Annotated in this window: 31 protein-coding genes; 20 read left to right on the top strand and 11 right to left on the bottom strand. The window is 31.6% G+C overall.

Annotated elements, in window-relative coordinates:
• Nucleotides 1-45: 45 nt before the first annotated feature.
• From LQ677_RS00720 to LQ677_RS00710, 3 genes are all read right to left on the bottom strand, one after another.
• Nucleotides 46-663, bottom strand: a complete 618-nt coding sequence (locus tag LQ677_RS00720) for a DUF4352 domain-containing protein (RefSeq protein WP_239748001.1) — start codon at nucleotides 661-663, stop codon at nucleotides 46-48.
• A 368-nt stretch (nucleotides 664-1,031) separates the two neighbouring features.
• Complete coding sequence (locus tag LQ677_RS00715) at nucleotides 1,032-1,670, bottom strand: sugar O-acetyltransferase (protein ID WP_239748000.1); 639 nt, start codon at nucleotides 1,668-1,670, stop codon at nucleotides 1,032-1,034.
• Between the two features lie 62 nt (nucleotides 1,671-1,732).
• The gene (locus LQ677_RS00710) at nucleotides 1,733-2,194 is read right to left on the bottom strand and encodes a MepB family protein (protein WP_204255085.1); all 462 of its coding nucleotides are present in this window, start codon (nucleotides 2,192-2,194) and stop codon (nucleotides 1,733-1,735) included.
• 219 nt (nucleotides 2,195-2,413) lie between these two features.
• Between LQ677_RS00710 and LQ677_RS00705 the strand changes: the two genes are divergently transcribed.
• From LQ677_RS00705 to LQ677_RS00680, 6 genes are all read left to right on the top strand, one after another.
• Nucleotides 2,414-3,154, top strand: coding sequence for a sulfite exporter TauE/SafE family protein (locus tag LQ677_RS00705; protein ID WP_159315061.1), 741 nt, complete (start codon nucleotides 2,414-2,416; stop codon nucleotides 3,152-3,154).
• 18 nt (nucleotides 3,155-3,172) lie between these two features.
• Nucleotides 3,173-3,646 carry a pyrimidine dimer DNA glycosylase/endonuclease V gene (locus LQ677_RS00700; RefSeq protein WP_159315060.1) on the top strand — a complete coding sequence of 158 codons (474 nt, stop codon included), beginning with the start codon at nucleotides 3,173-3,175 and terminating at the stop codon, nucleotides 3,644-3,646.
• A gap of 4 nt (nucleotides 3,647-3,650) precedes the next feature.
• Complete coding sequence (locus tag LQ677_RS00695; protein WP_159315059.1) at nucleotides 3,651-4,019, top strand: YbgA family protein; 369 nt, start codon at nucleotides 3,651-3,653, stop codon at nucleotides 4,017-4,019.
• Between the two features lie 88 nt (nucleotides 4,020-4,107).
• On the top strand, nucleotides 4,108-4,272 hold the full coding sequence (locus tag LQ677_RS00690) for a hypothetical protein (RefSeq protein ID WP_162841924.1): 165 nt from the start codon (nucleotides 4,108-4,110) through the stop codon (nucleotides 4,270-4,272).
• Between the two features lie 154 nt (nucleotides 4,273-4,426).
• Entirely contained in the window at nucleotides 4,427-4,636 is a 210-nt protein-coding gene (locus LQ677_RS00685; RefSeq protein ID WP_037587900.1) for a hypothetical protein, read from the top strand.
• Nucleotides 4,637-4,789: 153 nt separating this feature from the next.
• Entirely contained in the window at nucleotides 4,790-4,993 is a 204-nt protein-coding gene (locus tag LQ677_RS00680) for a TM2 domain-containing protein (RefSeq protein WP_025905865.1), read from the top strand.
• A gap of 562 nt (nucleotides 4,994-5,555) precedes the next feature.
• Here the strand turns inward: LQ677_RS00680 and LQ677_RS00675 are convergent.
• The gene (locus LQ677_RS00675; RefSeq protein ID WP_159316249.1) at nucleotides 5,556-6,479 is read right to left on the bottom strand and encodes a diacylglycerol/lipid kinase family protein; all 924 of its coding nucleotides are present in this window, start codon (nucleotides 6,477-6,479) and stop codon (nucleotides 5,556-5,558) included.
• A 158-nt stretch (nucleotides 6,480-6,637) separates the two neighbouring features.
• On the opposite strand from LQ677_RS00675, the gene LQ677_RS00670 reads away from it, so the two are divergent.
• The gene (locus LQ677_RS00670; RefSeq protein ID WP_224658719.1) at nucleotides 6,638-7,144 is read left to right on the top strand and encodes an N-acetylmuramoyl-L-alanine amidase; all 507 of its coding nucleotides are present in this window, start codon (nucleotides 6,638-6,640) and stop codon (nucleotides 7,142-7,144) included.
• A gap of 50 nt (nucleotides 7,145-7,194) precedes the next feature.
• On the opposite strand, the gene LQ677_RS00665 is transcribed toward LQ677_RS00670, so the two are convergent.
• Entirely contained in the window at nucleotides 7,195-7,995 is an 801-nt protein-coding gene (locus LQ677_RS00665) for a hypothetical protein (protein WP_204258454.1), read from the bottom strand.
• A 255-nt stretch (nucleotides 7,996-8,250) separates the two neighbouring features.
• Here LQ677_RS00665 and LQ677_RS00660 point away from each other — a divergent pair, with 255 nt between their 5' ends.
• The 3 genes from LQ677_RS00660 to LQ677_RS00650 all read left to right on the top strand — a co-directional run bounded on the left by LQ677_RS00660 (nucleotide 8,251) and on the right by LQ677_RS00650 (nucleotide 10,144).
• The gene (locus LQ677_RS00660; protein ID WP_159316251.1) at nucleotides 8,251-9,135 is read left to right on the top strand and encodes an NAD(P)-dependent oxidoreductase; all 885 of its coding nucleotides are present in this window, start codon (nucleotides 8,251-8,253) and stop codon (nucleotides 9,133-9,135) included.
• Nucleotides 9,136-9,139: 4 nt separating this feature from the next.
• Complete coding sequence (locus LQ677_RS00655) at nucleotides 9,140-9,469, top strand: nucleoside triphosphate pyrophosphohydrolase family protein (RefSeq protein ID WP_037587904.1); 330 nt, start codon at nucleotides 9,140-9,142, stop codon at nucleotides 9,467-9,469.
• Between the two features lie 81 nt (nucleotides 9,470-9,550).
• Complete coding sequence (locus tag LQ677_RS00650) at nucleotides 9,551-10,144, top strand: hypothetical protein (protein WP_051575391.1); 594 nt, start codon at nucleotides 9,551-9,553, stop codon at nucleotides 10,142-10,144.
• Between the two features lie 48 nt (nucleotides 10,145-10,192).
• Here LQ677_RS00650 and LQ677_RS00645 read toward each other — a convergent pair whose 3' ends face one another.
• A complete protein-coding gene (locus LQ677_RS00645) occupies nucleotides 10,193-11,566 on the bottom strand; it encodes an aspartate kinase (protein ID WP_159316253.1) in 1,374 nt (457 codons plus the stop codon).
• A gap of 197 nt (nucleotides 11,567-11,763) precedes the next feature.
• Here LQ677_RS00645 and LQ677_RS00640 point away from each other — a divergent pair, with 197 nt between their 5' ends.
• From LQ677_RS00640 to LQ677_RS00625, 4 genes are all read left to right on the top strand, one after another.
• A complete protein-coding gene (locus LQ677_RS00640) occupies nucleotides 11,764-13,041 on the top strand; it encodes a homoserine dehydrogenase (protein WP_159316254.1) in 1,278 nt (425 codons plus the stop codon).
• A gap of 1 nt (nucleotide 13,042) precedes the next feature.
• Nucleotides 13,043-14,107, top strand: coding sequence for a threonine synthase (gene thrC, locus LQ677_RS00635; RefSeq protein WP_025905878.1), 1,065 nt, complete (start codon nucleotides 13,043-13,045; stop codon nucleotides 14,105-14,107).
• Nucleotides 14,104-15,015 carry a homoserine kinase gene (thrB, locus tag LQ677_RS00630; RefSeq protein ID WP_126477417.1) on the top strand — a complete coding sequence of 304 codons (912 nt, stop codon included), beginning with the start codon at nucleotides 14,104-14,106 and terminating at the stop codon, nucleotides 15,013-15,015. Before thrC ends, thrB begins: the two co-directional genes overlap by 4 nt.
• A 68-nt stretch (nucleotides 15,016-15,083) precedes the next feature.
• A complete protein-coding gene (locus tag LQ677_RS00625; RefSeq protein ID WP_159316255.1) occupies nucleotides 15,084-15,890 on the top strand; it encodes a Cof-type HAD-IIB family hydrolase in 807 nt (268 codons plus the stop codon).
• A gap of 48 nt (nucleotides 15,891-15,938) precedes the next feature.
• On the opposite strand, the gene LQ677_RS00620 is transcribed toward LQ677_RS00625, so the two are convergent.
• The 4 genes from LQ677_RS00620 to rpmG form a co-directional block, all read right to left on the bottom strand.
• Nucleotides 15,939-17,339: a phosphoribosyltransferase domain-containing protein gene (locus LQ677_RS00620; RefSeq protein WP_159316256.1), complete on the bottom strand. Its 1,401-nt coding sequence runs from the start codon at nucleotides 17,337-17,339 to the stop codon at nucleotides 15,939-15,941.
• A gap of 12 nt (nucleotides 17,340-17,351) precedes the next feature.
• The gene (locus tag LQ677_RS00615; protein ID WP_025905885.1) at nucleotides 17,352-17,666 is read right to left on the bottom strand and encodes a hypothetical protein; all 315 of its coding nucleotides are present in this window, start codon (nucleotides 17,664-17,666) and stop codon (nucleotides 17,352-17,354) included.
• Between the two features lie 452 nt (nucleotides 17,667-18,118).
• Nucleotides 18,119-19,561 (bottom strand): amino acid permease, encoded by a 1,443-nt coding sequence (locus LQ677_RS00610; RefSeq protein WP_239747998.1) that lies wholly within the window; start codon nucleotides 19,559-19,561, stop codon nucleotides 18,119-18,121.
• Nucleotides 19,562-19,764: 203 nt separating this feature from the next.
• Nucleotides 19,765-19,914 carry a 50S ribosomal protein L33 gene (rpmG, locus tag LQ677_RS00605; protein ID WP_049318964.1) on the bottom strand — a complete coding sequence of 50 codons (150 nt, stop codon included), beginning with the start codon at nucleotides 19,912-19,914 and terminating at the stop codon, nucleotides 19,765-19,767.
• 160 nt (nucleotides 19,915-20,074) lie between these two features.
• Here rpmG and LQ677_RS00600 point away from each other — a divergent pair, with 160 nt between their 5' ends.
• From LQ677_RS00600 to LQ677_RS00590, 3 genes are all read left to right on the top strand, one after another.
• The gene (locus LQ677_RS00600; protein ID WP_239747997.1) at nucleotides 20,075-21,019 is read left to right on the top strand and encodes a metal ABC transporter solute-binding protein, Zn/Mn family; all 945 of its coding nucleotides are present in this window, start codon (nucleotides 20,075-20,077) and stop codon (nucleotides 21,017-21,019) included.
• A gap of 91 nt (nucleotides 21,020-21,110) precedes the next feature.
• Nucleotides 21,111-22,094 carry a GMP reductase gene (gene guaC / locus LQ677_RS00595; protein ID WP_025905892.1) on the top strand — a complete coding sequence of 328 codons (984 nt, stop codon included), beginning with the start codon at nucleotides 21,111-21,113 and terminating at the stop codon, nucleotides 22,092-22,094.
• Between the two features lie 18 nt (nucleotides 22,095-22,112).
• A complete protein-coding gene (locus LQ677_RS00590; protein WP_239747996.1) occupies nucleotides 22,113-23,129 on the top strand; it encodes a CAP domain-containing protein in 1,017 nt (338 codons plus the stop codon).
• 305 nt (nucleotides 23,130-23,434) lie between these two features.
• Here LQ677_RS00590 and lexA read toward each other — a convergent pair whose 3' ends face one another.
• Nucleotides 23,435-24,055 (bottom strand): transcriptional repressor LexA, encoded by a 621-nt coding sequence (lexA, locus tag LQ677_RS00585; RefSeq protein ID WP_025905896.1) that lies wholly within the window; start codon nucleotides 24,053-24,055, stop codon nucleotides 23,435-23,437.
• A 144-nt stretch (nucleotides 24,056-24,199) separates the two neighbouring features.
• Here lexA and sosA point away from each other — a divergent pair, with 144 nt between their 5' ends.
• The 3 genes from sosA (at nucleotide 24,200) to tkt (ending at nucleotide 26,800) form a co-directional block, all read left to right on the top strand.
• Nucleotides 24,200-24,409: a DNA damage-induced cell division inhibitor SosA gene (gene sosA / locus LQ677_RS00580; protein WP_025905898.1), complete on the top strand. Its 210-nt coding sequence runs from the start codon at nucleotides 24,200-24,202 to the stop codon at nucleotides 24,407-24,409.
• Nucleotides 24,410-24,489: 80 nt separating this feature from the next.
• Complete coding sequence (locus LQ677_RS00575) at nucleotides 24,490-24,726, top strand: DUF896 domain-containing protein (RefSeq protein ID WP_126477042.1); 237 nt, start codon at nucleotides 24,490-24,492, stop codon at nucleotides 24,724-24,726.
• 85 nt (nucleotides 24,727-24,811) lie between these two features.
• Complete coding sequence (gene tkt, locus LQ677_RS00570; RefSeq protein ID WP_206167080.1) at nucleotides 24,812-26,800, top strand: transketolase; 1,989 nt, start codon at nucleotides 24,812-24,814, stop codon at nucleotides 26,798-26,800.
• Nucleotides 26,801-26,899 lie beyond the last annotated feature (99 nt).

Here is a 26,899-nt window from a genome sequence, read left to right as displayed (position 1 = left end):
ATCAAAAAAAGACCACCTACATAGAGGTGATCTTTAAGTTTGAAGTTAATTTAAATTAATTTCTGATTTAGAAGTTCCTAATAAATTATTTTGTACTTGCAATATTTTATTATCTTTATTTATTAAATCCTCAGATACATCAAATGCTATTTTACCTGTCATTTCGCTGTCAGGATTTAATTTTTCGAAAATAAAATCATTTTTGATGCTGCCATCTTCCCCTTGATTTGCTGATAAAGAACCTTCTGAATCTGGTTCAAGTGTCTTGTCGCCAATTTTTAATTTAAACATATTACTGTCTAAAGTAACAGGATCATTACCATTGTTTTTAACAGTAATATCAACAATAAGATATGTACCTTTAGCGTCATGAGGGGCAAAGCTATTTCCAACAGTTTTGGAGTTATTTACAGACTTAACTGTATAATCTAATTCATCAGTTTTTACTTTATCTCCGATTTTAAATGTCTTTTCATCTTTTTGATTTTTCTCCGACGAATTTTTATCTTTGGAACTTGTTGAACTTGAAGATTGATTAGAATTACTACCTCCAATCATAACAGTACATGCTCCTAATAAAACTCCTAAAATAACAATAACTCCTAGACAGCCGAAGCATCCCCAGAGTAACCTCTTTTTATTATTAGGTTTACTATCTTGCATATAAATTACTCCTTTCAAAAGTTATTATATTAATACATATTGATGTATTTAATATCATATATAAATTTTATTTTGTTATTTTTTTCCAATATTGGATAAAAAAATAACGCTTAAACATATCAATAATTCAAGTTAATCATGTTTTGAATTATTGAAGTGTATATAAGCGTTGAAGAAGTTTCTCTATATAAGTTTCAACAGTAGTTTAAAGGAAGTTAAAATTAAATCAGAAATAGTGCAAGATTTAATTATTGATAATTTAATAAATCTAATATACTATATTTATTAAATTATATCAATACCAGAATTAAGATATTTGAGATCTAAATCAAAAAAAGACCACCTACAGAGAGGTGATCTTTTAAAGACTACCATTTTTCTACTGATTGTCTTTTTTTCTCGTAATATTCTAATTTCATTCGATGCCATTTGTCATAATCAGAACTTGTGATTTGCTTAATGACTTTTGCTGGATTTCCACCTACAACTGTATTGGGTGGCACGTCTTTTGTTACGACTGCTCCTGATGCGATTACAGAGTTTTCTCCTACCGACACGCCTGGTAATACGACTGCATTTCCACCAATCCATACATTATTCCCAATATTAATTTCATGACCAAATTCTAATTGTTCATTTCGAATTGTTGGATCTATTGGATGACCTGCTGTATATAAACTCACTCTTGGACCAAACATAACATTATCACCAATATTGATATAATTAACATCTAGAAATATACAATCCATATTAGCATAGAAATTCTCACCAATATTGATATGTCTACCGTAATCAACATAGAGTGGTGGATGTAAGTATATATTTTCTCCTGTTTTACCAAAAAGTTCTTTTTCTAATTTAATAATTTCATCACTATTTTCAATAGGTGTATGATTAATTTTATCTGCTAACATTTTTCCTTTTTTTGAACCATTAGATTCATGAATATCCTGTGCTATGTATAGTTCACCTTTAAGCATTTGCATATAATCAAAATCATTCTGCATAACATAATTCCCCTTTATTTGTATATGAACATATTATATCTTGTTGAACTTGTATATACAAGTTAAGAGGGAATAAATGATATATTAGATAAATCTATGAAAAATTCTTTTTGCCAATTTTGAGTTTGACTAGCAGTCTTATTTAAATGATTTTCCCATGGTGGGTAAACTCTCATTGCCATTTTTCCATTTACGTCGTGATTACTTATGATTTTCTGCTTAAGTAGAATATCTTTAGGAAAAATAAACAGCCCTTTTTTATTATTATCTAGTATAGCTATGATGAGTTTTTCTGGTGTTTCTGAATATGTATAAGGTCTGTTTTGATCATTTTGATCTTTAACCCAAAATACGACAAAATAGCCTTTTTTATTAGATGTCTTTTTAGCACATCTACTTCTATAAGTAATATTGTGAATTTGAAAACTACAAGCTTCATACTTAATATTAAGTTCTTCAAGTTTGTAGTCTTCAATTGGTTCATTATTAAAATAGCTTTTTATTAATTCAATTGACTCAAACAATTTCAAACCTCCTTATATGACTTTTCATAATTGATTATAACAAAGGTTGAACTATTAAATACGCTAGTAAAATATTCTAGTATTCCCTTGTTTTTATACTCTTTTCATATTTTTTAGTTCTTAAAAAAGGTATAATGGAAGTAGAATATTAATGAAATTTTGACACTTTCTAATGTTTAGAAGGTGTTTTTATTTTATAAACATATAAAAGGGGATTCTATGGATATTACTATTTGGACACTCGTTATTTTTTCAATTCTACTGGGGGCTATGGTACGAATTGTGTTTGGGTTTGGTGAGGCTTTGGTTACGATGCCATTACTCGCTTTATTAAATTTAGATTTTAAATTGTCTATTTCTGTAGTGGCAATTGTTGGATTATTAGTGGCTTTACCTGTGTTTATTAGAAGCCGTGGCAATCTAGATTGGTCTATTATTAAACGTTTGTTAATTGGTTCTATTATTGGGACGCCTATTGGTATTGTAATTGTTAAATGGGCGAATGAAGATGTGATTATTAAGTTTTTAGGGGTATTTATATTATTGTACGGTGCTATTAATCTTATTAATTATTATAAGAATATATACCAAGTTAAATTGAATATTCCAAAGTTTTATGACTATATTGCAGGTGTTGTTTCAGGTGTTTTAGGTAGTGCATATAATAGTCACGGTGTACCGATTATTATATATGGAACTTTGAAAAAATGGCATGTTACAGATTTGAAAAACATTTCACAAGTACACTTTTTTATTACAGGTTGTTTTATTGTCTTTAGTCACGGTGTTTCAGGATTTTGGTCAATCTCACTTTGGTATTTATTATTGGCCATTTTACCGCTTCTCATCCTAACATTATGGTTGGGACATATTATCAATAATAAAATTGATCAACGTGCTTTAATTAAATATATTTATATGTTGTTGATTTGTTTCGGAATCATCATGATTGTTAAATAATGAGAGAGGAATTACGCAATGCAAATTTTTAGAGTTCACAAGAATCATGAAATAAGCGCAAAATTTTTAGATAACCGTCGTCTTTCTAAGCAAGTATTAGAACTTTATCAAATTATTAATGTTTGTCTGGCTAAGCTTGAATATATTGATGGCAATACACGTTATTTAAGTCATCCTATTGTGAAGCATGTTTATAATGATGGCTATCCTTATTTAGCTGACACTTATGAATTATTGTTAGAAATGGATAAAGAACATAGAAGAAGAGGCGGGAAAAGGTCTAAAGACTTTGAGCATCAAATTTCAAATATGGGTAATGTGATTGATACTGGCATTAAAGATGGTGTATTTTCTACTGAAAAGTTACCACCTATATTTGTTTATGGTGAAACGAAATTAATGAGTGACGAAGCTTATTTAGAATATGAAAAATTATTATTTATGAAATGGACAGCAGATAAAATTGCACCTCGGTGTAATATAAGTAGGTGATAACATGAGTAAGAGAGCAGATATTGAAAAGTTATGGAGACATGAAAAATATAATGTCATGATGCATAGTCAAAAGTCATATTTGGATATAAGAGAAGCTTTAAAGGGAGATATCACATGTGACGATTTACAAAGTAAAATTGATGATGCTAAAGCCATAGTTCCGACTAAAGGTTCAATCATCAATACTTATGATCATATGTGGGGGTATTTTAAGAAAATTGCTACTGAAGAAGAACGTAACCAATACTTGAAGTATAAATCACAATATCAAGAAAATGAAATTCAATACCAATGTTTAATCACATTTATATACAAGCTTGCTGTGAAATATAATCAAAAGTATTTATTAGAATCTACTATTTTACATTGATTTACCAATCAAAGTTTAATGATGATTGTGTAACCATGAAAAGGGTAAATACTATATAGAAAGTAGATTTTCAAGGAGGCTGAATATAATGGAAGAACGTGTATATCAAAAAATGTGGGACACTTTAAAGAAAGAAGTGCAATTCAATATAGTGGAACTCGAACAAATGGAAGAAGAAAACGAATCTCCAGGATTAAAAAAAGCCCAGAACATGATGGATCATCTAGAAAAAGAGTTTATCAAAAATTCATAATCAATCATAATCATTTAAAAACATTTAAATTTGTTCTGTAAATCTATAAAATATATGTAATTATACATTATTAATAAGTATTTACATCAATTTCCTCTAGATTCGCTTAATATAGTTTTGTAGTATTTATATATTAAGTTTTTTGGAGGCAGTTATGTTTTTTGATAAAAAGATTATCGTATTTGAGAATTTAGAGAATAAATACAATCAAGAAGAAGCAAAAAATATATTTTTGAGACATTCCATTGATTATGACTTTATTACAATAAGTAGCCAATCTATTATTTTAGGTGGATTACAATATCCTTCAGCACAGAACAAAGAACAATTTATTGCTGATTTTAATGACTATTTAGGGAACTAATGCATTTAGCTGTCATCAAGTTTAAAACTTGAGACAGCTTTTTTTATTGATAAGTGACAAAATTGTCATACTATCGCTGATTTTGTTCGTTTATATTTGGGTAATATATCTATATAGAGACTATAATGAATTTATAGTTGAAGGAGGGATATTATGCTCGTAAATAAATGGATTTATATCGCATTAGCTGTGTTATTAGGAAACTTTGGCGTTCATAAATTTTATGCACAAAAACCAGTTGTTGGACTATTACACTTAGCATTCTGTTGGACAGGGATTCCACATGTTATCGCATTCTTCAGTGCTATATTTGCATTGTTTAGACCATCTGATGAACATGGTAATATTCAAGCATAGTATGTTGTGAGGTGCTTATATTAAATTTTGTTAAACCCTAGATATATTTATAAATAATTTTTCGAAAAAAGAGTCTCGGACAGAAATGTTCTAGACTCTTTTCATATTTTTAGAAATAGGAAGGGCTGAATATTGCTAGAGGGGTACGACAAGCAATATTCTGGACCTTGTATTTATCAAGACTAGTGAAACAAGATAAATAGCGGCCTTGTATGTATCAAGATTGACCAAACAAGATAAATAGCGGCCTCGTATTTATCAAGACAGGCGAAACAAGATAAATAGGCGCTTCGTATTTATCAAGACTGCCCAAACAAGATAAATAGACGCTTCGTATTTATCAAGACAGGCGAAACAAGCAACATAAGAGCTCCGTATATTGCAAGACTGCCCAAACAAGCAACATAGAGCCTCCGTATGTTGTAAGACTACCTAAACAAGCAACATAGAACGCCTGTATGTTGCAAGACTCCCCAAACAAGCAACATAGAACCTCACGTTTACATTGATTATTCCAAATAAAAGAGACTGGCATATAATGTAATGTCTCAGTCTCTCTAAATTATTCATTATTCAAATCTACATATAACAATTTAACTTGGTCACGTAATATTTTTATTTCAACAGGTGTTTCGAATAGAATTTCACCGTCTATATCTAATTTGGCTGATGGATCAGTAGATAACGTAGCTGATTCACATGATATATGTTGTATGCTATCACTAATCTCGTTCCAATTCATGCTATCTTTTACTTTAAAGAAGTCATTGATAATACTGAAATTTTGTTTGTCGAAAATAAATATATTCATTTTCCCGTCATTAGGTGATAAGTCTTCTAAAGGAATTCTACTACCACCTACGTGTTGACCATTCGCAATCAAAATCATTGAAGTTTCTCCTGAATATGTTTCGTTATCAGCTGTTAATTTATATTGATAAATTTCTGGGTTAGCTACCGTTTTAATTGTAGAAAAAATATAACTGAATTTACCTAATAATTCTTTTTGATTGGATTCAACATTTTCAGCGTTTTGTACCATCAATCCAATACCCGCAAAGTTAAGGGCATAAGTACCATTGACATCTAATACATCAAATGACTTAATTTGACTCGCTAATAAATCTTGAGAAGCTTGCATTGGTTTTTGAGATATATTTAAAGTCTTCGTGAAATCATTGAAAGTTCCACCAGGTAAGACACCTATTGGTATTTGGAGATTGTTTTCTACGACACCATTTATTAATTCGTTTAATGTTCCATCGCCGCCTAGTATAAAAATAACATCATAAGCTTGTTCGTTTGTATCGGCAGCTAATGTTTTACAATAAGAACGAATTTGTCCTTCTTCTTTACTTAATTTTATTGTTAATTCATCACAAAGCTGTGTTAAATTTTCTGTAACTTGTCCCAGTTCTTTATATATATTACCTTGGCCAGCCGCCTCGTGGTAAAATAAAATTCCTCTATGAAAATGTTGTGTCATAATCATGATACCTCCTGTATTGTACCTTTTATTACAATACCATGTATGACGATTGATAAACAATTTTAAATAAAATATTTTAATGTGTTAAAATAAATAAAAGCATTGAAAAGGGGAGGATTATTATCGCTTCACAAAATGATTATATCCATTATGAAATGGAAAAAAGAAAGCAACCTTTACTAGGTGTTGTAATCCATAACGATGCAAGTGAATTAAATGCTAATGAATGGCGTGAAGTATTAATAAACGCACCTGAAGAAAGATATGTTCAAGGTATTGCGCATTATTACATCGATAGAAATCAACAATGGCAAGCAATTGATACTGAGCGTATTGCCTGGCATACTGCTAATCCAATAGGTAATGAACAATATTTAGGGTATGAAGTATTAGAATCTCTCTCGAGTACAGATGAAGAATTTTTATTAAATGAGCAAGAAACGTTAAGAGCAATCGCTTCAGATATGATTGATTATAATTTAACACCTAATCGAGATACGGTTCGATTACATTTGGAGTTTAGTGAAACAGAATGTCCACATCGTTCATTAGAAATTCATACGAATTGGAAGACGACAATAGATGGCATGCCGGATGAGTGGATTATTAATGAAATGAAAGATTATTTTATAGAACAAATTAAACAATATATGTTGAATTAAAAAAAGCGTGTGGATATGAAATCATTTGATTTCAATCCCACGCTTTTTAATTATTGTGCATATTGTTGTTGTATTTGAACTAATGCATTATAGAATAGTTCAGGTTGTTCAGGACCATTGTATGTTCCTTTTTCTAATGCAGTTAATGAAGCTTTTTCAGGATTTGTTAATCCGCCTTCATATTTTTGTCTCCAGTCTGCATTGATAGAATTTAAGTAAGGATTTTGTCCCGTTTCATTGTAAATTTGTTGAGCTTGTTCTGCACCAAGTGCTGAATTCGACTGACTATTACTTGCAGCATTGTTAGCATCATTGCTAGCTGCGTTATTAGCATCATTAGCTGCTGAATTATCAGCATTTGAAGCGCCATTACTGTTTTGGTCAGCGTTGCTATTAGCACCATTGTTTGATCCATCAGAATTAGCTGAATTATTGTTATTTGCGTTATCGTCACTATTAGCATTTGAATTGCTTGAGTCAGAGTTAGAAGCACTATTACCGTCTGTGCCACTACTATCATCTGAGCCATTAGTGCCATTTGAATTAGAGTCACTAGACCCGTTATCATCGGAGTTATTACCATCTGAATTTGAACTAGCAGAATCGCCTGAAGCGACATCATCAGAACTACTATCAGAGTCCTTACTGCTGTCTGATTTACTGTCTGATTTATCATCAGATTTTTTATCTGAATCTTTATCAGACTTACTATCTTTTGATTTAGATGCATCATCAGATTTCGAAGAATCTTTATTTGCAGATGAATCATCTTTGCTGCCGTTACTATCATCGTTACCGCATGCTGCTAAGAATAAAAATGAAGATAGTAACAAGATTAAAAATTTCTTCATATATAAACCCCATTTCTTTTTTTGTTTGACACTTATGTATCAACAATAATTCAATACCACTAAATATTAATCTCAAACAAAATTTATTATTATTTTTTTAAACTTTTTATACCGTTTTAATAATAGTATTAAAAATCGTACAAATGTCCTTTTTATAATCATTAAGTGAATTTAAAAGACTAAGTGAGTTTGTTTAGATTTTTCTGATAAATCTGTATAATGTTTATATGATTAGAATATGTAGGAGGAATTGAAATGACTAAAAAAACAATCGGCTTTGTAGGTACAGGTGTTATGGGTAAATCTATGGCAACCCACTTAATTAATGAAGGTTATGAAGTAAATGTTTATAATAGAACAAAATCTAAAGCAGATGAATTGGTAGAAATAGGCGCGATTTGGTGTGACACGATTGCAGATTTATCTAAGACTAGTGATGTGATTATATCTATCGTTGGTTATCCTAAAGATGTTGAATCTATTTATTTAGATGAAAGTGGCATTATAAACCATGCTAAAGAAGGCACAACTATTATAGATATGACAACTTCAAGCCCTGCTCTTGCAGAGAGCATTTACAACGAAGCAAAAACAAAAAATATTAACAGTTTAGATGCACCTGTATCTGGTGGCGACGTTGGTGCGAAAAATGCTACATTAACGATTATGGTCGGTGGAGACGAAGAAGTATTTAATCAAGTTGAAGATATTTTCAATGTTATTGGACAAAATGTTGTCTATCAAGGTAAAAGTGGTAATGGACAACATACGAAACTTGCGAATCAAATCGCTATCGCAGCAGGTATGTTAGGTGTAGCAGAATCCATTATATATGCTGAAGAAGCGGGATTAGATATTGATAAAGTATTCAGTTCTATTGAACATGGTGCAGCGGGTAGTTGGTCATTATCCAATTTAGGACCAAGAATGGTCAAAGGAGACTATGCTCCAGGATTTTATGTTAAACATTTCATTAAAGATATGAGAATTGCGATAGAAGAAAGTGAAAAAAGAGGCTTATATATGCCTGGATTATTAAAAGCAAAAGAAGTATATGATGCATTAAGTGAAGCAGGTTTTGAAGATAATGGTACTCAATCTGTTATTCAATTATTAAAAGATCATATTAAAAAGGGGTAAAACAATGGATTTAAATGAATATCAAAATCTTGCATTAAGAACTATGTCTGATGTTAAAAGAGATCCAGATAAAAGCTTAATTAATGGAGCATTAGGTTTAACAGGAGAATCTGGTGAAGTTGCAGATATTGTTAAGAAATACGTATTTCATGGTCATGACCTAGATAAAGAAGCATTAAAGAAAGAACTAGGGGATGTACTTTGGTATATCGCATGTTGCGCTTCTGCTCTTGATGTAGATCTGGATGAAATTGGTCAGCTAAATATTGAAAAACTTAAAAATAGATATCCAAATGGATTTTCAAAAGAAGATTCACTAAATCGTAAAGAATAATCAACAATTATCTATTGGATAATAATGACAAAACTGTTAGAATGAAAAGGAGTGAAAACGCTTACGTAGGAGGTAGCTATATTGGAAGGAAACGAACAATATTTATCTATAGATGAACTAAAACAGTTAATGTCTGACTACCCATTTCAATATATTGTTTGTGGACAAAGTGCGATTGATTTATTTTTGAACGAATATACGCACACTAAAGAAATCATGAGCATAACAGTAAGCAGAGAAGAAGAGCTTGCTTTAGCAAACTACTTTTTAGAACGCCATTATCAAATAGTAGTTGAGACACCATTGAATGAACTAAAAGAAATTACTGTTGAAGAACTTAGAGATTATAAGAAATATTATATTTATAATAAGAAGAGCGAATGTAAAATTCTTAAAGTTTATATATATGAAACGAAAGATGAGAAATGGCAATTTAGTCATGATCACAATATAGAAGTGGAAGATTACAAAATATACTTTCATAGCTTAGAACATGATGTGAAGTATTTGCGACCAGAAATCCAAATGATGTATAAGCTATATCATGAGCTGAGACAAGATGATATTTATAAATATCAAAAGTTAATTCAACATTTAAGTTATTATCAATTTTTTATGCTTAGAAAAGTAATAGGTAAAGATAAACTCAATCAGATTATTTTATCAGATACATAAAAGAAGCCGACGATTAAATCGTTGGCTTCTTTTAGTTACTAATAGTTACTATGCGAGTTGTGTTGTTTTATTTGCGAAGTATTCGTCATAAATCGCTTGAACGGCTATATCAGAATATTGCTCATCAATACCAAACATCATAGAAATTTCAGATGATCCTTGGTTAATCATATTTAAGTTAACATTTCTCTTACTAAGTGCTGCAGTTGCTCCAGCTGCTGTTCCAACTGCTTTATTCATTCCTTCTCCGACAATCATTAAAATAGCTAAATCATAGTCAATTGTTAACTCGTCTACAGGAATATTTTCTCGAATTTTATTTAAAACTCTTTCTTCTTTTCCTTTAATTTGAGTCGATCTCATAATAATACTAATGCTATCAATACCAGATGGGATATGTTCGATTGAAATGTTTTCTTCTTCTAAGATACTAAGTACTTTACGTGTAAATCCAACTTCTCTATTCATTAAGTACTTTTTGATGTTGATAATTGTAAAACCTTTATCACAGCTTACGCCAGAAACGATATGAGATAAGTTAGAAATGTTACGTTCACTTACAATGTATGTTCCTTTATCAGTTGGTCTATTTGTATTCTTGATCACAACTGGAATGCGATCTTTATAAAGTGGCTCTAGTGCCTCATCATGAAATACGCCAAATCCGGCATATGATAATTCACGCATTTCTCTATATGTGATTTCTGGAATTACTTCTGGTTGAGATACGACTGTTGGGTTTGCTCTAAAGATACCTGATACATCCGTAAAGTTCTCGTACAAGCTTGCTTTAATACCTCTTGCTAAAATAGCCCCTGTAATGTCAGATCCACCTCTAGGGAAAGTCACGATATCACCATTTTCAGAATAACCAAAGAATCCAGGAATGATTAATTTCTCATCATATTCACGTAATTTATAAATCTTCTCATACGACGATTCTAATATCATTGCGTTTCCTGGTTCATCTGTGACGATGATGCCTGCATCTTTAGGCGATAAGTAACGTGTAGGGAAACCTAACTGACTATTATATTGTGCGATAAGTTGCGCATTGAAATCTTCTCCACAACTTTTTAAACCATCTAGTAAGCGTTCAGGTTTATCATGATACACGTTTATCAAATTTAATAAGTGGTTTTTAATTTCATCTAAAATAGAACGATCCATGTTCAATTCAGTCACAATTTCTTCATAGCGACCAACAATTTGGCTGAGTTTGTTTGAATAATCTAATTGATTAACAACTTTTTCATATAAGCGTATGAGCAAATCCGTTGTTTTAATGTCTTCTTTAAATCTTTTTCCAGGTGCAGATACGACTACAATTTTTCTTTCATCATCAGCGTTAATGATGTTAACGACTTTTTTAATTTGCTCACTGTTAGCGACGGAACTTCCGCCAAATTTTGAAACTTTCATTTTATCAGTCCTTTTACTGGGGGTAATGTAATTGTAGCTCTTTACAAAGCGAGAAATAATGATAATATTACTATTAATTCTAATTATTCAAACTTTACAAAAAACTTTAATGAATTTATACTATAATAAACTTAAGTCTATTTCAAGTAGACATTTGTATTTTTAACAAGAACAATATATTTAAGGTGAGTGAGGAAATGAAAGTATTAAATGTAGCAGTATTAGGTCTTGGCACTGTTGGAACAGGTGTCGTAAAGATTGTTGAAGAAAATAAAAAGCAAATAGAAGACACGATTGGGAAATCTATACATATTAAACATATTCTTGTGAGTTCTATTAACAAGAAACGTGCAATTAATACTTCTAGCTATCATTTAACTGAAAATATTAACGAAATTTTAGAAGACGATGAATTGGATATCGTTGTTGAAGTAATGGGTGGTATCGAACCAACAGTAGAATGGTTGAAAGCATTTCTTTCTAAAGGTATACACGTCATTACTGCAAATAAAGATTTATTAGCCGTACATTTAAGAGATTTAGAAGATTTAGCTGAGAAAAATAAAGTTGCGCTTAAATATGAAGCGAGTGTAGCAGGTGGTATTCCGATTGTGAATGCGATTAATAATGGATTAAATGCCAATAATATTAATCAATTTATGGGTATCTTTAATGGCACATCTAACTTTATTCTTAGTCAAATGACGCGCGAAGGAAAATCATATGATGAAGCATTACAGCTTGCAACAGATTTAGGTTATGCAGAAGCGGATCCAACTGACGATGTTGAAGGAATTGACGCAGCTCGTAAAGTCGTAATTACGAGCTATTTATCATTTAATAGGGTGATTTCGTTAAATGATGTTGAAAGAGTAGGTATTTCTGATGTTGAAATAGAAGACATTAAAGTTGCAGAAAAATTAGGCTATAAAATTAAATTAATTGGTCAAGGTAAATATGAGAATGGCCGAGTTATATCAAGTGTTAAACCAACATTATTACCAAACAGTCATCAAATGGCGCATGTTGAAGATGAATATAATGCTATATATGTTATTGGTGATGCTGTTGGAGATACAATGTTTTATGGTAAAGGAGCAGGTAGTTTAGCTACTGGTAGTGCTGTTGTATCTGATTTATTAAACGTTTCATTACAATTTGAATCAGATTTACATACGTTACCACCACACTTTGAACTTAAAACTGAACGTACGAAAGAAATTGTTGAAGATGAAGTGGTTAAATTTCCACTGAAAAATAGTCATTTTATCATTGTTGAAAGTGACAAAGATGAAGATGTCTTAAGAGATGACATTAAAGCGACAATCGAATTTCATAGAAGTGTTAAAGCAGAACAACGAACTGAAAATACGTATGGTATTGTCATCAGAGGTATTGATGAATTACCAGTTGATCAATTAAAAGAAAATGGCATTAATATTTTGAAATATTATCCAATTGAAGGAGATAAGTAATATGGGCAGATGGCAAGGATTAATTCATAATTATAAAGAATATTTACCAGTAAACGAAGGAACACCTCAACTGACATTAAATGAAGGTAATACACCATTAATTCATTTACCTTATTTATCAGATAAATTGAATATTAATTTATTTGCTAAATTTGAAGGTCTTAACCCTACAGGTTCTTTTAAAGATAGAGGTATGGTAATGGCAGTCGCAAAAGCGAAAGAAGAAGGTAAAAAGATTGTAATATGTGCTTCTACTGGTAATACATCAGCTTCAGCTGCCGCTTATGCTGCAAGAGCAGGCTTAAAAGCAATTGTTGTTATTCCTGAAGGTAAAATAGCACTTGGTAAATTAGCACAAGCAGTTATGTACGGTGCTGAAATTGTATCAATTAAAGGGAATTTTGATGAAGCATTAAATATCGTTAAAAAAGTAGCAGAAAAAGGTGAAATAGCACTTGTAAACTCTGTAAATCCTTATAGAATTGAAGGTCAGAAGACTGGTGCTTTTGAAATTGTTGAACAATTAGATGGTAAAGCGCCAGACTTATTTGCGATACCAGTAGGAAATGCTGGAAATATCACAGCATATTGGAAAGGTTTCAAAGAATATCATCAATTAAATCAATCAGGTTTACCTGTTATGTGTGGTTTCCAAGCTGAAGGTGCGTCTCCAATCGTACAAGGTAAAGTTGTCACAAATCCAGAGACAGTAGCGACTGCTATTAGAATCGGAAATCCAGCAAGTTGGAAATTAGCTGAGGCAGCACGTGATGAGTCAAATGGACTAATTGATAGTGTGACAGATGAAGAAATCCTTAAAGCGTACAAACTTATGACAAGTAAAGAGGGTGTCTTCAGTGAACCAGCTAGTAACGCTTCAATTGCAGGTTTGTTGAAATTGCATGAGCAAGGTAAATTAGAGCCAAATCAAACTGTTGTCGCAATTTTAACAGGTAATGGATTGAAAGATCCTGATACTGCAATCGATTTACTTGATTCGCCAATTACACCTTTAGAAAATGACGAACAAGCAATTATTGATTATATTGAGCGTGCATTACAATGAAGAAATTAAAGCTTAAAGTACCAGCCTCAACTGCTAACCTTGGGGTTGGTTTCGACTCAATCGGAATGGCTCTAGATAAATATTTAGAAGTAGAAGCACATCTTTCCGAAGATGGAAAATGGCATTTTGAGCATATTGGACCTCATCTTCAAGGTTTACCTGATAATGAAGACCATTATATTACTAAAATTGCACAAACTGCTACAAAGAAATTTTCTAAAGAAATGCCTGCATTAAATTTAAAAATGTATAGTGATATTCCACTTGCAAGAGGGTTAGGTAGTTCAGCATCTGCGCTCGTAACAGGTTTATTTCTTGCTAATTATTTTGCAAATTTAAAGTTATCTAAATATGAGTTGCTACAACTTGCAACTGAAATTGAAGGGCATCCAGATAATGTTGCACCAACAATTTATGGTGGTTTAGTCTTAGGTGTATATGATCCAGAAGCTAAACATACGGATGTCTCATATATTGATATACCAAAAGTCGATGTTATTGCTACAATACCAGCGTATGAGTTATCAACAGAGAAAGCACGTAAAGTATTACCAGAAACATTATCTTTAAAAGATGCCGTTAAATATAGTGCGATTAGCAATACGATGATCAGTGCGTTAATTCAACATAATTATGAATTAGCTGGAAAGATGATGATGAAAGATGGTTTTCATGAACCTTATCGTCAACATTTGATCCCTGATTTTGAACATATTAAAGCATTAGCTTTAGAACATGGTGCGTATGCGACAGTCATTAGTGGTGCTGGTCCAACTGTACTAACGCTCGTAAAAAAAGAATTGAGTGGTAAGCTTGTGAGAGCATTGCAGGACGAATTTGAAGATTGCGAATCTGAATTGGTAACCATTAATCGATATGGCATTAGCCAAAAAATTATAAACTTATAATTAAAAATGAGATGCTTATATTCTATGTATGATAGAATATAAGCATTATTATATTTAAGGAGATAAACATGACATATAAATACATCGTAATGGATATGGATGATACACTTTTAACTTCAAAGAATGAAATAAGTGAAGTGACATATCAATACTTAATGGAGAAACAAAAACAAGGCATGAAGTTAATACTCGCATCAGGGCGCCCAACTGCAGGTATGGTTAAGCATGCAGAAGCACTTGATTTAAAGAGTTATGGAGGCTATATCGTAAGTTATAATGGTGCATTTGTCATCAAGGCAGAAGATCAAAGTATCGTATTTAATCAAACAATTAGTCAAAAAGATGCACACGATATTATTGATTATTGTAGAAGTCATCATTTCTTTTATTTAACGTATTTAAATGACCAAATTATTCATGATACAACACATGATTATATGAACATTGAAAGTGAATTAACAGGTCTTCCAATGAATAAAGTTAATGATATTAAAGAAGCTATAACAGGTGACGTTCCAAAAATAATGGGTGTTGATTTCGAGGAAAACATTGCAAGTGCAAATCAAGAGCTGAATGGCAAATTTAATGAACAAGTATCATCAACAATAAGTAAGCCGTACTTTTTAGAATTCATGAATAGTGAAGTATCTAAAGGGAAATCATTACAAAGATTGTTTGATCAAATTGGAGCGGATTTCTCAGAAGTGATCGCTTTTGGTGATAGTTTAAATGATTCTGATATGTTAGAAAGAGCAGCAGTTGGTGTTGCTATGGGAAATGCGAACGATACGATTAAAGGTATTGCAGATGTCGTTACAGACGACCATGACCATGATGGTATCGTAACAGCGCTAGAAAAAATATTAAAAGCATAAAAATAAAGCAGTTCAAACCTTAAAATTTAAGATTTGAACTGCTTTTTATTATTCGTGACGATCTTCATTAAACGCAATTGAAGTCATTTCAATTACGAGAATTGATTTTGCCCCAAGTATTTTTAATTGTTGTACAATATCATCAATTTCAGTTTTATGTCTTAGTCTTTCAACAAATACGATGATTTGTTCGTATTGATCAATCTCTAAATTATATAAATAATGAGTGATTGTTCTTTCTAAAGGCGACATAAAACTAATCTTTTTATTAGAATGTCTTAATGTACTAGAATCGAAATTAAAGCGTGTTGTACCTTGTACACGTATTTCTTTACCAGGTAAATAACGAGCAATTTGAAGTGGAACGTACATGAATTCTCCTATACCAATGACGAATTTAGGTGAATCATCTAAAAAGTCATTCAATAATTCTCCCATACGTTGAAACAGGTCTTCAGAAACTTGTTGTTCTTTACCATTTAAAGTAAATCTTCCTGTTGAAATAAAGTATGGATTATCGTGAATCGTACCATCACGTAGCATGTTTTGAGCTTTTACAATGAAATGATCATTGATGACATTTCTTAAAGAGTAATATTGAACTTTCGTCTCATGTTTTTGATTATCTAGTAGTTCATTTTGAATTAAATCTTTCGTTTCATGCTCAATAGCTGTGATTTCTACATCAAATGACATGAGTGAAATGATGTTGATTTTAATATTTAAAGATTTTTCCAAACTTGAAAATGCCTCTTTAACACTTTGAGATCTTAAATCAATAGGTGTTAAAACTGTAAACGTTTCTCTTTCAGGACATTTATCATAAATCTTTTTAATGAGATTTAGTACAGAATTACCATTTAATAAATGATTATCAATAATTGCGACACGTTCATCATTATCAAAGAAGTCTTTATCTTTCGTATAGAAAAATAAGCGTTCTTGAGGGTCAACAATATCGCTATGGTCTAATAATGGTGGATGAGAAATAATCTTATCTCGTGTAGAAGCTAAGAACATGACATCATCATCAAATAAACTAAAAATCGATTGTCCTAAATTGACAGCACGTTCACTTAAACCTAGAAATCTCGTTGGTGGATAGTGACCAAGTTTATTTGATTCAACCATATTTAAAGCTTGAATCATTTTACTGCGATTTTTACTATTAATAGCTTTAGCAATCGTTTGAATGCGTTCATCCGTTTCGCCTGTTAAAGACTCATGGTATAAGAATCCTAACAATAAACCAACGAGTAAAGGGTGCTCTGGATATAACCCTCTAGAATATCCTAAACAAGGAGATACAGGTATAAATGGAAATTCTGAATGTTCTTCTTGTGTAATTGCGAGCATTTCATCTATTTCAAAATCAAATCTATTTTCTTTAACTTTCACTTCAACTTGCTGTTCATTATCTAAAGGAAAAACTTTACTTACTTGGGACATGTGATTACTCCTTTATTTACTTGTGTGCGTCCATTCATGGCTGAATTTCTTTCTCTTAATATGCGCATAAATTTGGTCCGCTGCATAGTCTTGGTTCGTATAAACAGTAATATCAAAAAATGCTTGATTCTCTTCAAATGGTTCATTTAAATATAAATCTTTAAGATGATCAAATAATGATTGCATCTGTTCCCGAGTTAAACTTGTATATTCTCTAAGTGTTTTCTTAACGAGTTGAGCATGTGTGTCATAAATGCTTTGAACAACAATGACAAAACGTTCATCTTGTTCCATAACATCATCAAATAAATTTGTTTGACCTGTCATATTTACACCTTCTTTATTCTAAAATTATCATTAATATTTATTATACTATATATATTGCAATATGAAAAAGTAGATTATAGTTAGCAAATTTTTAGAAACGTTTTGAATGAAGTAGTTCAGGATTAGGGGAATGATATTTTGTATAGAGTATATCGTTACAAAAGTAGGTGGAATTGTAACTAAGGGGTGCCATAGTAACAAAAGTGGGCGGAATTGTAACTAAGAGGAGCCATAGTAACAAAAGTCGGCAGAATTGTAACTAAGGGACGCCATAGTAACAAAAGTAGCTGGAAGTGTAACTAAGGGGCGCCATAGTAACAAAAGTCGTGGGAATTGTAACTAAGGAAGCCGTTAGTAACAAAACTAGGCAAAAGTGTAAATAAGACAAGCGTATACAAAAAAACAAAATAAAAATAACGCCACTCAATCAACTTGAGTGGCGCTTTTAAAAATTATTTCTTATATTGGTGTTTTGTTAAATCGATGTCTTCTAGTTTGATAATTTTAGATTTCGTTGTGAATTTATGAATAAAGTATACTACGAAACCTAATATAATCGGTAAGAATGATTCGATTAATACTGGGTAGTTCAATGTCATAATGCTATCAAATGATTGACCGATTAATAAGAATGCTATTACAGCGATTACGATGATTGGTCCTAATGGATATAAAGGTGCTTTATATTCAAGTGTATCTGTCGCTGATTTGCCTTGTTTCTTAATGGCCATCCTTAATCGAATATGACTGATAATACTCATAAGCCAAACTAAAGTAACAAGTGCGCCTAACATATTCAATAATCTATAATAACCATCAGCGTTAATCGTTGCATATACGATTGATGCGAATATTAATACGATTGTGACACATAATGAAACGAATGGCATATTATTTCTATTTAAGTTATTGATAAACTTAGGTGCTTGCTTATGTTGAGCAAGTGAGTAAAGTAATCTACTTGTAGCATATAAGCCTGAGTTACCAGCTGAAATGAGTGCTGTTAAAATAACTGCATTAATAATTGAAGCGGCGAATGCTATACCAACTCTATCAAATACGATTGTAAACGGACTTTGTGTTACAGTGTTTGATTTATTTAATAACAATGGATCAGTATATGGAATAATTGCTGCAATCACAGCGATTGCTAAAATATAAAATAATAAAATTCTCCAGAATACTTGTCTAATTGCTTTTGGCATGGATTCTTTAGGATTTTCTGATTCACCAGCTGTTACGGCTACTACTTCTGTACCACCGAAGCTAAATCCAGCTACAAGTAGTACGCCTAAGAAACCAGAAATACCATTTACGAATGGTGCTTCTTTATAAGTGAAGTTTGATAATCCTAATGGTTCATTACCACCTAAAATTCCAAATATCACAAGTACACCAACTATTAAGAAGATTATAATAGTCGCGACTTTAATAAAACTTAACCAATATTCAGCTTCACCAAATGCTTTAACAGTAAATGCATTGAGTAAGAATAGAATAACTAAGAAAATAATGCTCCATACAAACGGGTTAATACTTTGGAATATATCCCAGTATGTAATAATTTTTGCTGCAGTTAATATATCGACGCTTGTTACAAGAGCCCAAATTACCCAATAAAGCCAACCAACAGTAAATCCTGCTGATGGATCAATAAATCTACTTGAGTATGCACTAAATGACCCAGAAACTGGATAAAAAGTTGCAAGTTCTCCTATAGCTGTCATTAAAAAGTAGAGCATAACACCAATAATAGAATAAGCTATAAGTGCACCACCAGGTCCTGCTTGAGTAATGACTGCACCACTGGCCATAAATAAACCAGTACCAATTGAACCACCAATAGCGATCATTGATATGTGCCTAGTCTTTAATCCTCGTTTCATTTCTTCCATATAATTCACCTTGCTTTCTAATAGTACAATTTATCTGTAAATAAAATATACATATTATTTTATTAGTATTTCAGTAAATAAGCAACAAAAATTTTTAACGCATAAATGCTTTAAAGTCATAAAGTAATAGTATATAAAAATAGAAGTCATTTCAAATGTATGAATTGACTTCTTTGTCGTATATTTTCTTATAAAATAAGAAATTATTTAGTTTCGCGGTGTAAAGTGTGACGACCTAATCTTGGACAGTATTTTTTCATTTCAATACGTTCAGGATTTGTACGTTTGTTTTTAGTTGTAATATAATTTCTGTCGCCACATTCAGTACATGCTAACGTGATATTGACACGCATGTTCATCAGCCTTTCTATTCAGTAATCGTTACGTTTTATAATTTTAGCATAATACAAATGAGTTTTCAATGCAAAAATATGTGTATTATATAATTGCGACATGATGTGTAAAAGCGTATATTGTTATAATTAAAACAAATAATCATGTAGGAGTTAAAATATGAAAAAAATATATATTATGGTTGGTGCTTTATTAACGATGGCACTCATACTTTCAGGTTGTAACACCCAAACATCTAAAGACGACAAAATTAAAATTTATGCAACAAACTTTCCATATGAAAGCTTTGCAAAACAAATTGGTGGAAAATATGTAGATGCAAATTCTATTTACCCAAGTGGTACGGATTTACATAATTATGAGCCAACACAAAAAGAAATGCTTAATATTGCTAAAAGTGATCTGTTTATTTATTCTTCAAATGAATTAGATCCAGTAGCTAAAAAAATTAGTTCTACTATTAAAAGCGATGATCATAAATTAGAAGCGGTAGCTAATTTGAAAGAAAGTCATATTTTAGAACATCATCATGAACACGGTGAAGAAGAGCATGAACATGAGCACGAAGATGAAGAAAGTGCTAACGATCCACATATTTGGTTAGATCCAATTGTCAATAAAGAAGCGGCGAAATCTATTAAAGATAAACTCATTAAAAAGGATCCAGAGCATAAAGATTATTATCAAAAAAATTATCAAAACCTCATTAAAGATATAAACGAAATTGATGAAAGTTTACAAAACGTAACGAAAGATACAAAAAGAGATACTGTATTTATTTCTCATGATTCTCTAGGGTATTTAGCTAACAGATATCACTTTAAACAAAAGGGTGTCACAGGCATGAATAATGAAGAACCAACACAAAAAGAAATTCTAGAAATCATTAAAGATATTAACAACTCGAAATCACCATATATTTTATATGAACAAAATGTTAGTTCAAAAATGACAGATATTATAAAGAAAGATACGAACAGTAAACCATTAAAATTCCATAATTTAGAAGTATTAACTAAAGATGAAGCCAAACAAAAAAATATTTCATATCAGTCTTTAATGGAAGAAAATATCAAAACTCTTGATAAAGCTCTAAATAAATAACATTTATAGTATTATTTCGTTTACTTTTACTACTTAACCATGTATAGTAACTAATGGATTATTATTAATAGTTGTGAAAGAGGTTATTGATATGAAAATTTTTGATTATGAAGATGTACAGTTAATACCAAATAAATGTATAGTAGAAAGCCGTTCTGAATGTGATACTACTGTGAAATTTGGTCCAAAGACATTTAAATTACCAGTAGTACCTGCAAATATGCAAACAGTCATGAATGAAGAGCTAGCTGAATGGTTTGCTAGTAATGATTATTTTTATATCATGCATCGTTTTGATGAAGAAGGACGTATTCCATTTATCAAAAAAATGCAAAGCCAAAACTTATTCGCCTCAATTTCTGTAGGTGTTAAAGACAATGAATATACTTTTATAGAACAACTTTCTAATGAAGGGCTTGTTCCTGAATATATAACAATAGATATTGCACACGGTCATTCTGAGCAAGTTATTAGAATGATTAAACATATTAAACAACATATTCCTGAATCATTTGTAATTGCAGGTAATGTTGGTACGCCTGAGGGTGTTCGTGAACTTGAAAATGCGGGTGCTGACGCAACTAAAGTTGGTATCGGACCAGGTAGAGTATGTATTACAAAAATTAAAACTGGATTTGGTACTGGTGGATGGCAATTAGCTGCAATTAACGCTTGTAGCAAAGCTGCTAGAAAACCAATGATCGCTGATGGTGGTATTAGAACGAACGGTGATATTGCTAAATCTATTAGATTCGGTGCAAGTATGGTAATGGTTGGTTCATTATTTGCTGCGCACGAAGAATCTCCAGGTGAAACAGTTGAATTAGAAGGTAAACTATATAAAGAGTATTTCGGTAGTGCATCTGAATTTCAAAAAGGTGAACGTAAAAATGTAGAGGGTAAAAAGATGTTTGTTGAACATAAAGGCTCTCTAAAAGATACGTTAATTGAAATCGAACAAGATTTACAAAGTTCTATTTCTTATGCAGGTGGAAAAGATCTACATTCTATTACAAAAGTAGACTATGTAATTGTTCGTAATTCAATATTTAATGGTGACAGTGATCGCGGCTAAAACAAGTGAGGTGACGACTTGAGAAAAGTATTCTTTTTATTTATGTTGCTATTATGCTTAACACTTATCAAGCCAGTCCCAGAATCAGATTTGTCTAGACAAATTGGGCAAAAAGTATTGAACGTTCAACAAGGATTACAACACGAAGAAACAGCTAAGAAAGTTGAACTGAAGACACCAGATGACCAAGAATTTGCGATTAATAATATTCAAATCAATCAAACAAAGAATGAAGTAGAAAAGAAACTTGGTAAACCTAAGCGTATAACTGCTAATGAATATAACGAGAAATGGCATGTGTATCATAACGACTATAATGAATTTGTGATGGTAAGTTATGATCATGACAAAGTAACTGGTTTATATACAAACCAAGACCTTATAACTTCTAAAAAAGGTATCACAAGTAAAATGAACAAAGATAAAGTTCGTTCTATACTTGGAGAACCTGAAAAAGCAATAGAAAAAGACAAAGTGAAACTCATACAAAATGATGAAGATTATGATGTTTTCAAATTTGATAACATCTATACAACCGTGTTTTATGATAAACATGAAAATAATCAAATTAAAGGTATCATGCAGATTGCATCATCAACTGAAGATAAACGAACGAATCAGTATCATGCAGCTTCTGATGAATACAAAAAAGCTTTAGAATTACAAAACTTTGATCTTGTAAATGCTGAACGCGTACAGTTTGGACTACCTACATTAGCTTATAATGAGCGTGTTAGTGAAACTGCAAGAAAGCATAGTCAAGACATGGTGAATAATGATTATTTTGATCATAATAACAAACAAGGTATGTCTCCATTTGATAGATTAGATCGAGATGGTTTTAATTATGTTACTGCTGGGGAAAACTTGGCTTATGGTCAAATCAGTAGTATATATGCACATCATGGTCTTATGAATTCACTTGGACATAGAAAAAACATTTTAAATAAAGATTATAAAGAATTAGGTGTAGGTGTCGATATTGGTGAAGAATTACAGCCATATTGGACGGAGAACTACATCACGCAACAATAGAAAAGAGATAAATGATATTATCTTATCAACGTTGATATAATTAAATCGAGAAAAGTCAATATTTCATATTTCCTTAAATGTTTAACACATGTTGTTTCTAGTAATTTTGATTGGTGAAATAACATATAAAGGGGTAGTTTTACATGGAAAATAAAGAAATAAAACGAAAAGATTTAGATGTCTTAGAACGTATTAAAGAATTATTAAATAAAAAAGATGTATCATAAATATATGACAAGTAAAGTAAGAACTCGATAAAGGGAATATGAAAAAAGGAGATGCAATCGCATCTCCTTTTTGTTATGTTACATTTCTCTAAATAATCCAACAACTTTACCTAATACTGTAACGTTATCTAAATAAATAGGTTCCATTGTACTGTTCTCTGGTTGAAGTCTATATCGCGTTTCTTCTTTGTAAAAACGTTTAACTGTAGCTTCATCATCTTCTGTCATTGCAACTATGATATCACCATTCTCAGCGATTGATTGACTACGTACGATTACTTTATCGCCGTCTAGTATACCAGCTTCGATCATGCTATCACCGACAACATCTAATATAAAGATATTGCTATTATGTGTTGATGTGAAATGTGCTGGTAATGGGAAGTATTCCTCTACATTCTCTACAGCTGTAATAGGTATACCTGCTGTAACTTTACCGATAACTGGAACGTGAATGGTGTTCTCTTGGTTAATGTTCTCTCCAACTGTTTCTGTAATTTCTATTGCTCGAGGTTTAGTTGGATCACGTTTAATGTAGCCCTTTTCTTCTAGTCTTGATAAATGACCATGTACTGTAGAGCTTGACGCTAAGCCGACTGCTAAACCAATTTCACGTACGCTAGGCGGATAGCCTTTCGTTTGTACTATATGTTTGATGAATTGATATATTTCAGATTGACGTTTAGTTAATTCTTTCATAGTCGCACGCTCCCAATTAATTATTTAAATTTATTATAGCACATACGTTTCCTTTGAACAAACATTTGTTCGTATTTTTATTGACTACGAACAGTTGTTCTGTTATTATGATAATACAAACAAACGTTCTAGGAGGAATTGAGTATGACAATTACAATTAAGAAGACAGTATTAGTGTATATAGCAGTATTCTTAATGACTCTATTAATTGGATATTTATATTTAGCTCAGTCTAATGATCTTTATAATACAGAACAAACGTACGAAATGACCGATCATCAAATTAAACAACAAAGCGATAAACAACATAACCATATATCTGATTCCAATACATTAGTAGGGTCAATAGATTGAATTTAAACACGAGTAAATCCATTTGGATTTACTCGTGTTTTTTGGTATCTTTTATGTATAAAGAAAGTGGGGATAATATTATGCTAGAAAAAGCAAAAATAGAAAGAATCAATGAATTAGCGAACAAAAAGAAATCTGAAGGTTTAACAGATAGTGAAGCTAAAGAACAATCAAAATTACGTGCTGAGTATTTACAAGCTTTCCGCGGTAATTTTAAAAATACAATCGAAAATACTAAAATCATAGATCCAGAAGGTAATGATGTAACTCCTGATAAGGTAAAAGAAATTCAAAAAAATAATAATATAAGAAAGTAAGTATAAATTAAGTAATAATAATTAATTTTTGAAAAAATTTCATGTATAATGAAAAGGGATTACAAGAATAAAGGAGACTACATTTATGTTTAACGAAAAAGATCAACTTGCAGTAGATTCAATCCGTGCTTTAAGTATAGATGCTATTGAAGCAGCTAACTCAGGACATCCTGGTTTACCAATGGGTGCTGCGCCTATGGCATATGCATTATGGACTAAGCATTTAAATTTCAATCCTCAATCTAAGAACTATTTTAATAGAGACCGTTTTGTATTATCTGCTGGTCATGGTTCTGCATTACTATATAGTTTATTACACGTTTCAGGTAGTTTAGAACTTGAAGAAGTGAAGAACTTCAGACAATGGGATTCTAAAACGCCTGGACATCCTGAATTTAGACATACTGATGGTGTAGAAGTTACAACAGGACCTTTAGGACAAGGTTTTGCAATGAGTGTTGGTATGGCAATGGCTGAAAAACACTTAGCAGGTAAATTTAATAAAGATAAATACGATGTAGTAGATCATTACACATATGTTTTAGCAAGTGATGGTGACTTAATGGAAGGTATTTCTCATGAAGCAGCTTCATTAGCAGGTCACTTAAACCTTGATAAATTGATCACATTATATGATTCTAATGATATTTCATTAGATGGTGAATTAAATAAAGCATTCTCTGAAAATGTTAAAGAAAGATTCACATCATATGGTTGGAGCTATATCTTAGTTGAAGACGGTAATGACTTAGAAGCTATTGATAAAGCGATTACTGAAGCGAAAACGTTAGAAGGTCCAACATTAATCGAAGTTAAAACAGTTATCGGTTATGGTTCACCTAATAAAGCGGGTACTAATGGCGTGCATGGTGCTCCATTAGGTGAAGAAGAACGTGAATTAGCATTAAAAGCATACGGTTTAGATCCTTCTAAACGCTTTAATGTACCTCAAGAAGTATATGACATCTTCAGTGAAACAATGCTTAAACGTGCTAACGAAGACGAAGCAGCTTGGGAAAAATTAGTTGAAGCTTACTCAAATGAATATCCTGAATTAGGTCAAGCATTTAAACAAGCTATTTCTAATGAATTACCAGTTGATTACGATAAAGAATTACCAGTTTATGAAGCTGGAAATAGCAGTGCAACACGTGCAGATTCAGGTGAAGTTATTCAAGCATTAAGTAAATCAGTACCTGCATTCTTTGGTGGTTCAGCTGACTTAGCATCTTCAAACAAATCAAATGTTAAAGGTGAAGCTGACTTTAGTAGCGAAACTCCAGAAGGACGTAACGTTTGGTTTGGTGTTCGTGAATTCGGTATGGCTGCTGCAGTTAATGGTATGGCAGTTCACGGTGGTGTTAAACCATATGGTGCAACATTCTTCGTATTCAGTGACTACTTGAAACCAGCTGTAAGACTTTCAGCAATCATGGGTGTACCTTCAACATTTGTATTCACACATGATTCAATTGCTGTTGGTGAAGATGGTCCAACACATGAACCAGTTGAACAATTAGCTGGATTAAGAGCGATTCCTAACTTAAACGTTATTCGCCCTGCAGATGGTAATGAAACAAGAGTAGCATGGAAAGTAGCTTTAGAATCTGAAACAACACCAACAGCTTTAGTGTTAACAAGACAAAACTTAACAGCTTTAGATGTTGAAGAATCAGTATTAGAAGAAGGCGTTCGTAAAGGCGGATATGTCGTATATCGTTCTGAAATCGAACCTGAATACTTATTAATCGCATCTGGTTCTGAAGTTTCATTAGCTGTAAATGCAGCTAAAGATATCGAAGCACAAGGTAAAGGTGTACAAGTTGTATCATTACCTAACTGGCATGCATTTGATCAACAAGATGCTGAATATAAAGCATCAGTATTACCAGCATCAATCACAAAACGTGTAGCTATCGAAATGGCATCTTCTCTAGGTTGGCATAAATATGTTGGCCTTGAAGGTAAAGTCATTACAATTGATACATTCGGTGCAAGTGCGCCTGGCGACTTAGTAGTTGAAAAATACGGATTTACAAAAGAAAATGTATTAAACCAAGTATTAAGCTTCTAAAGAATGTTAAAAAAGCCTCATCCAAGAAACTTGGCTGAGGCTTTTTCATTTTAAACATTAAGTTTCATCTTGATAAAATGTAATGAATTTAGTAAACTT

It is taken from the genome of Mammaliicoccus sp. Q-M61, from assembly GCF_022386055.1.
Lineage (GTDB): Bacteria > Bacillota > Bacilli > Staphylococcales > Staphylococcaceae > Mammaliicoccus > Mammaliicoccus sciuri_A.
The sequence above is the reverse complement of the archived record's forward strand: the minus strand, read 5'-3'. Positions and strand labels throughout refer to the sequence as shown.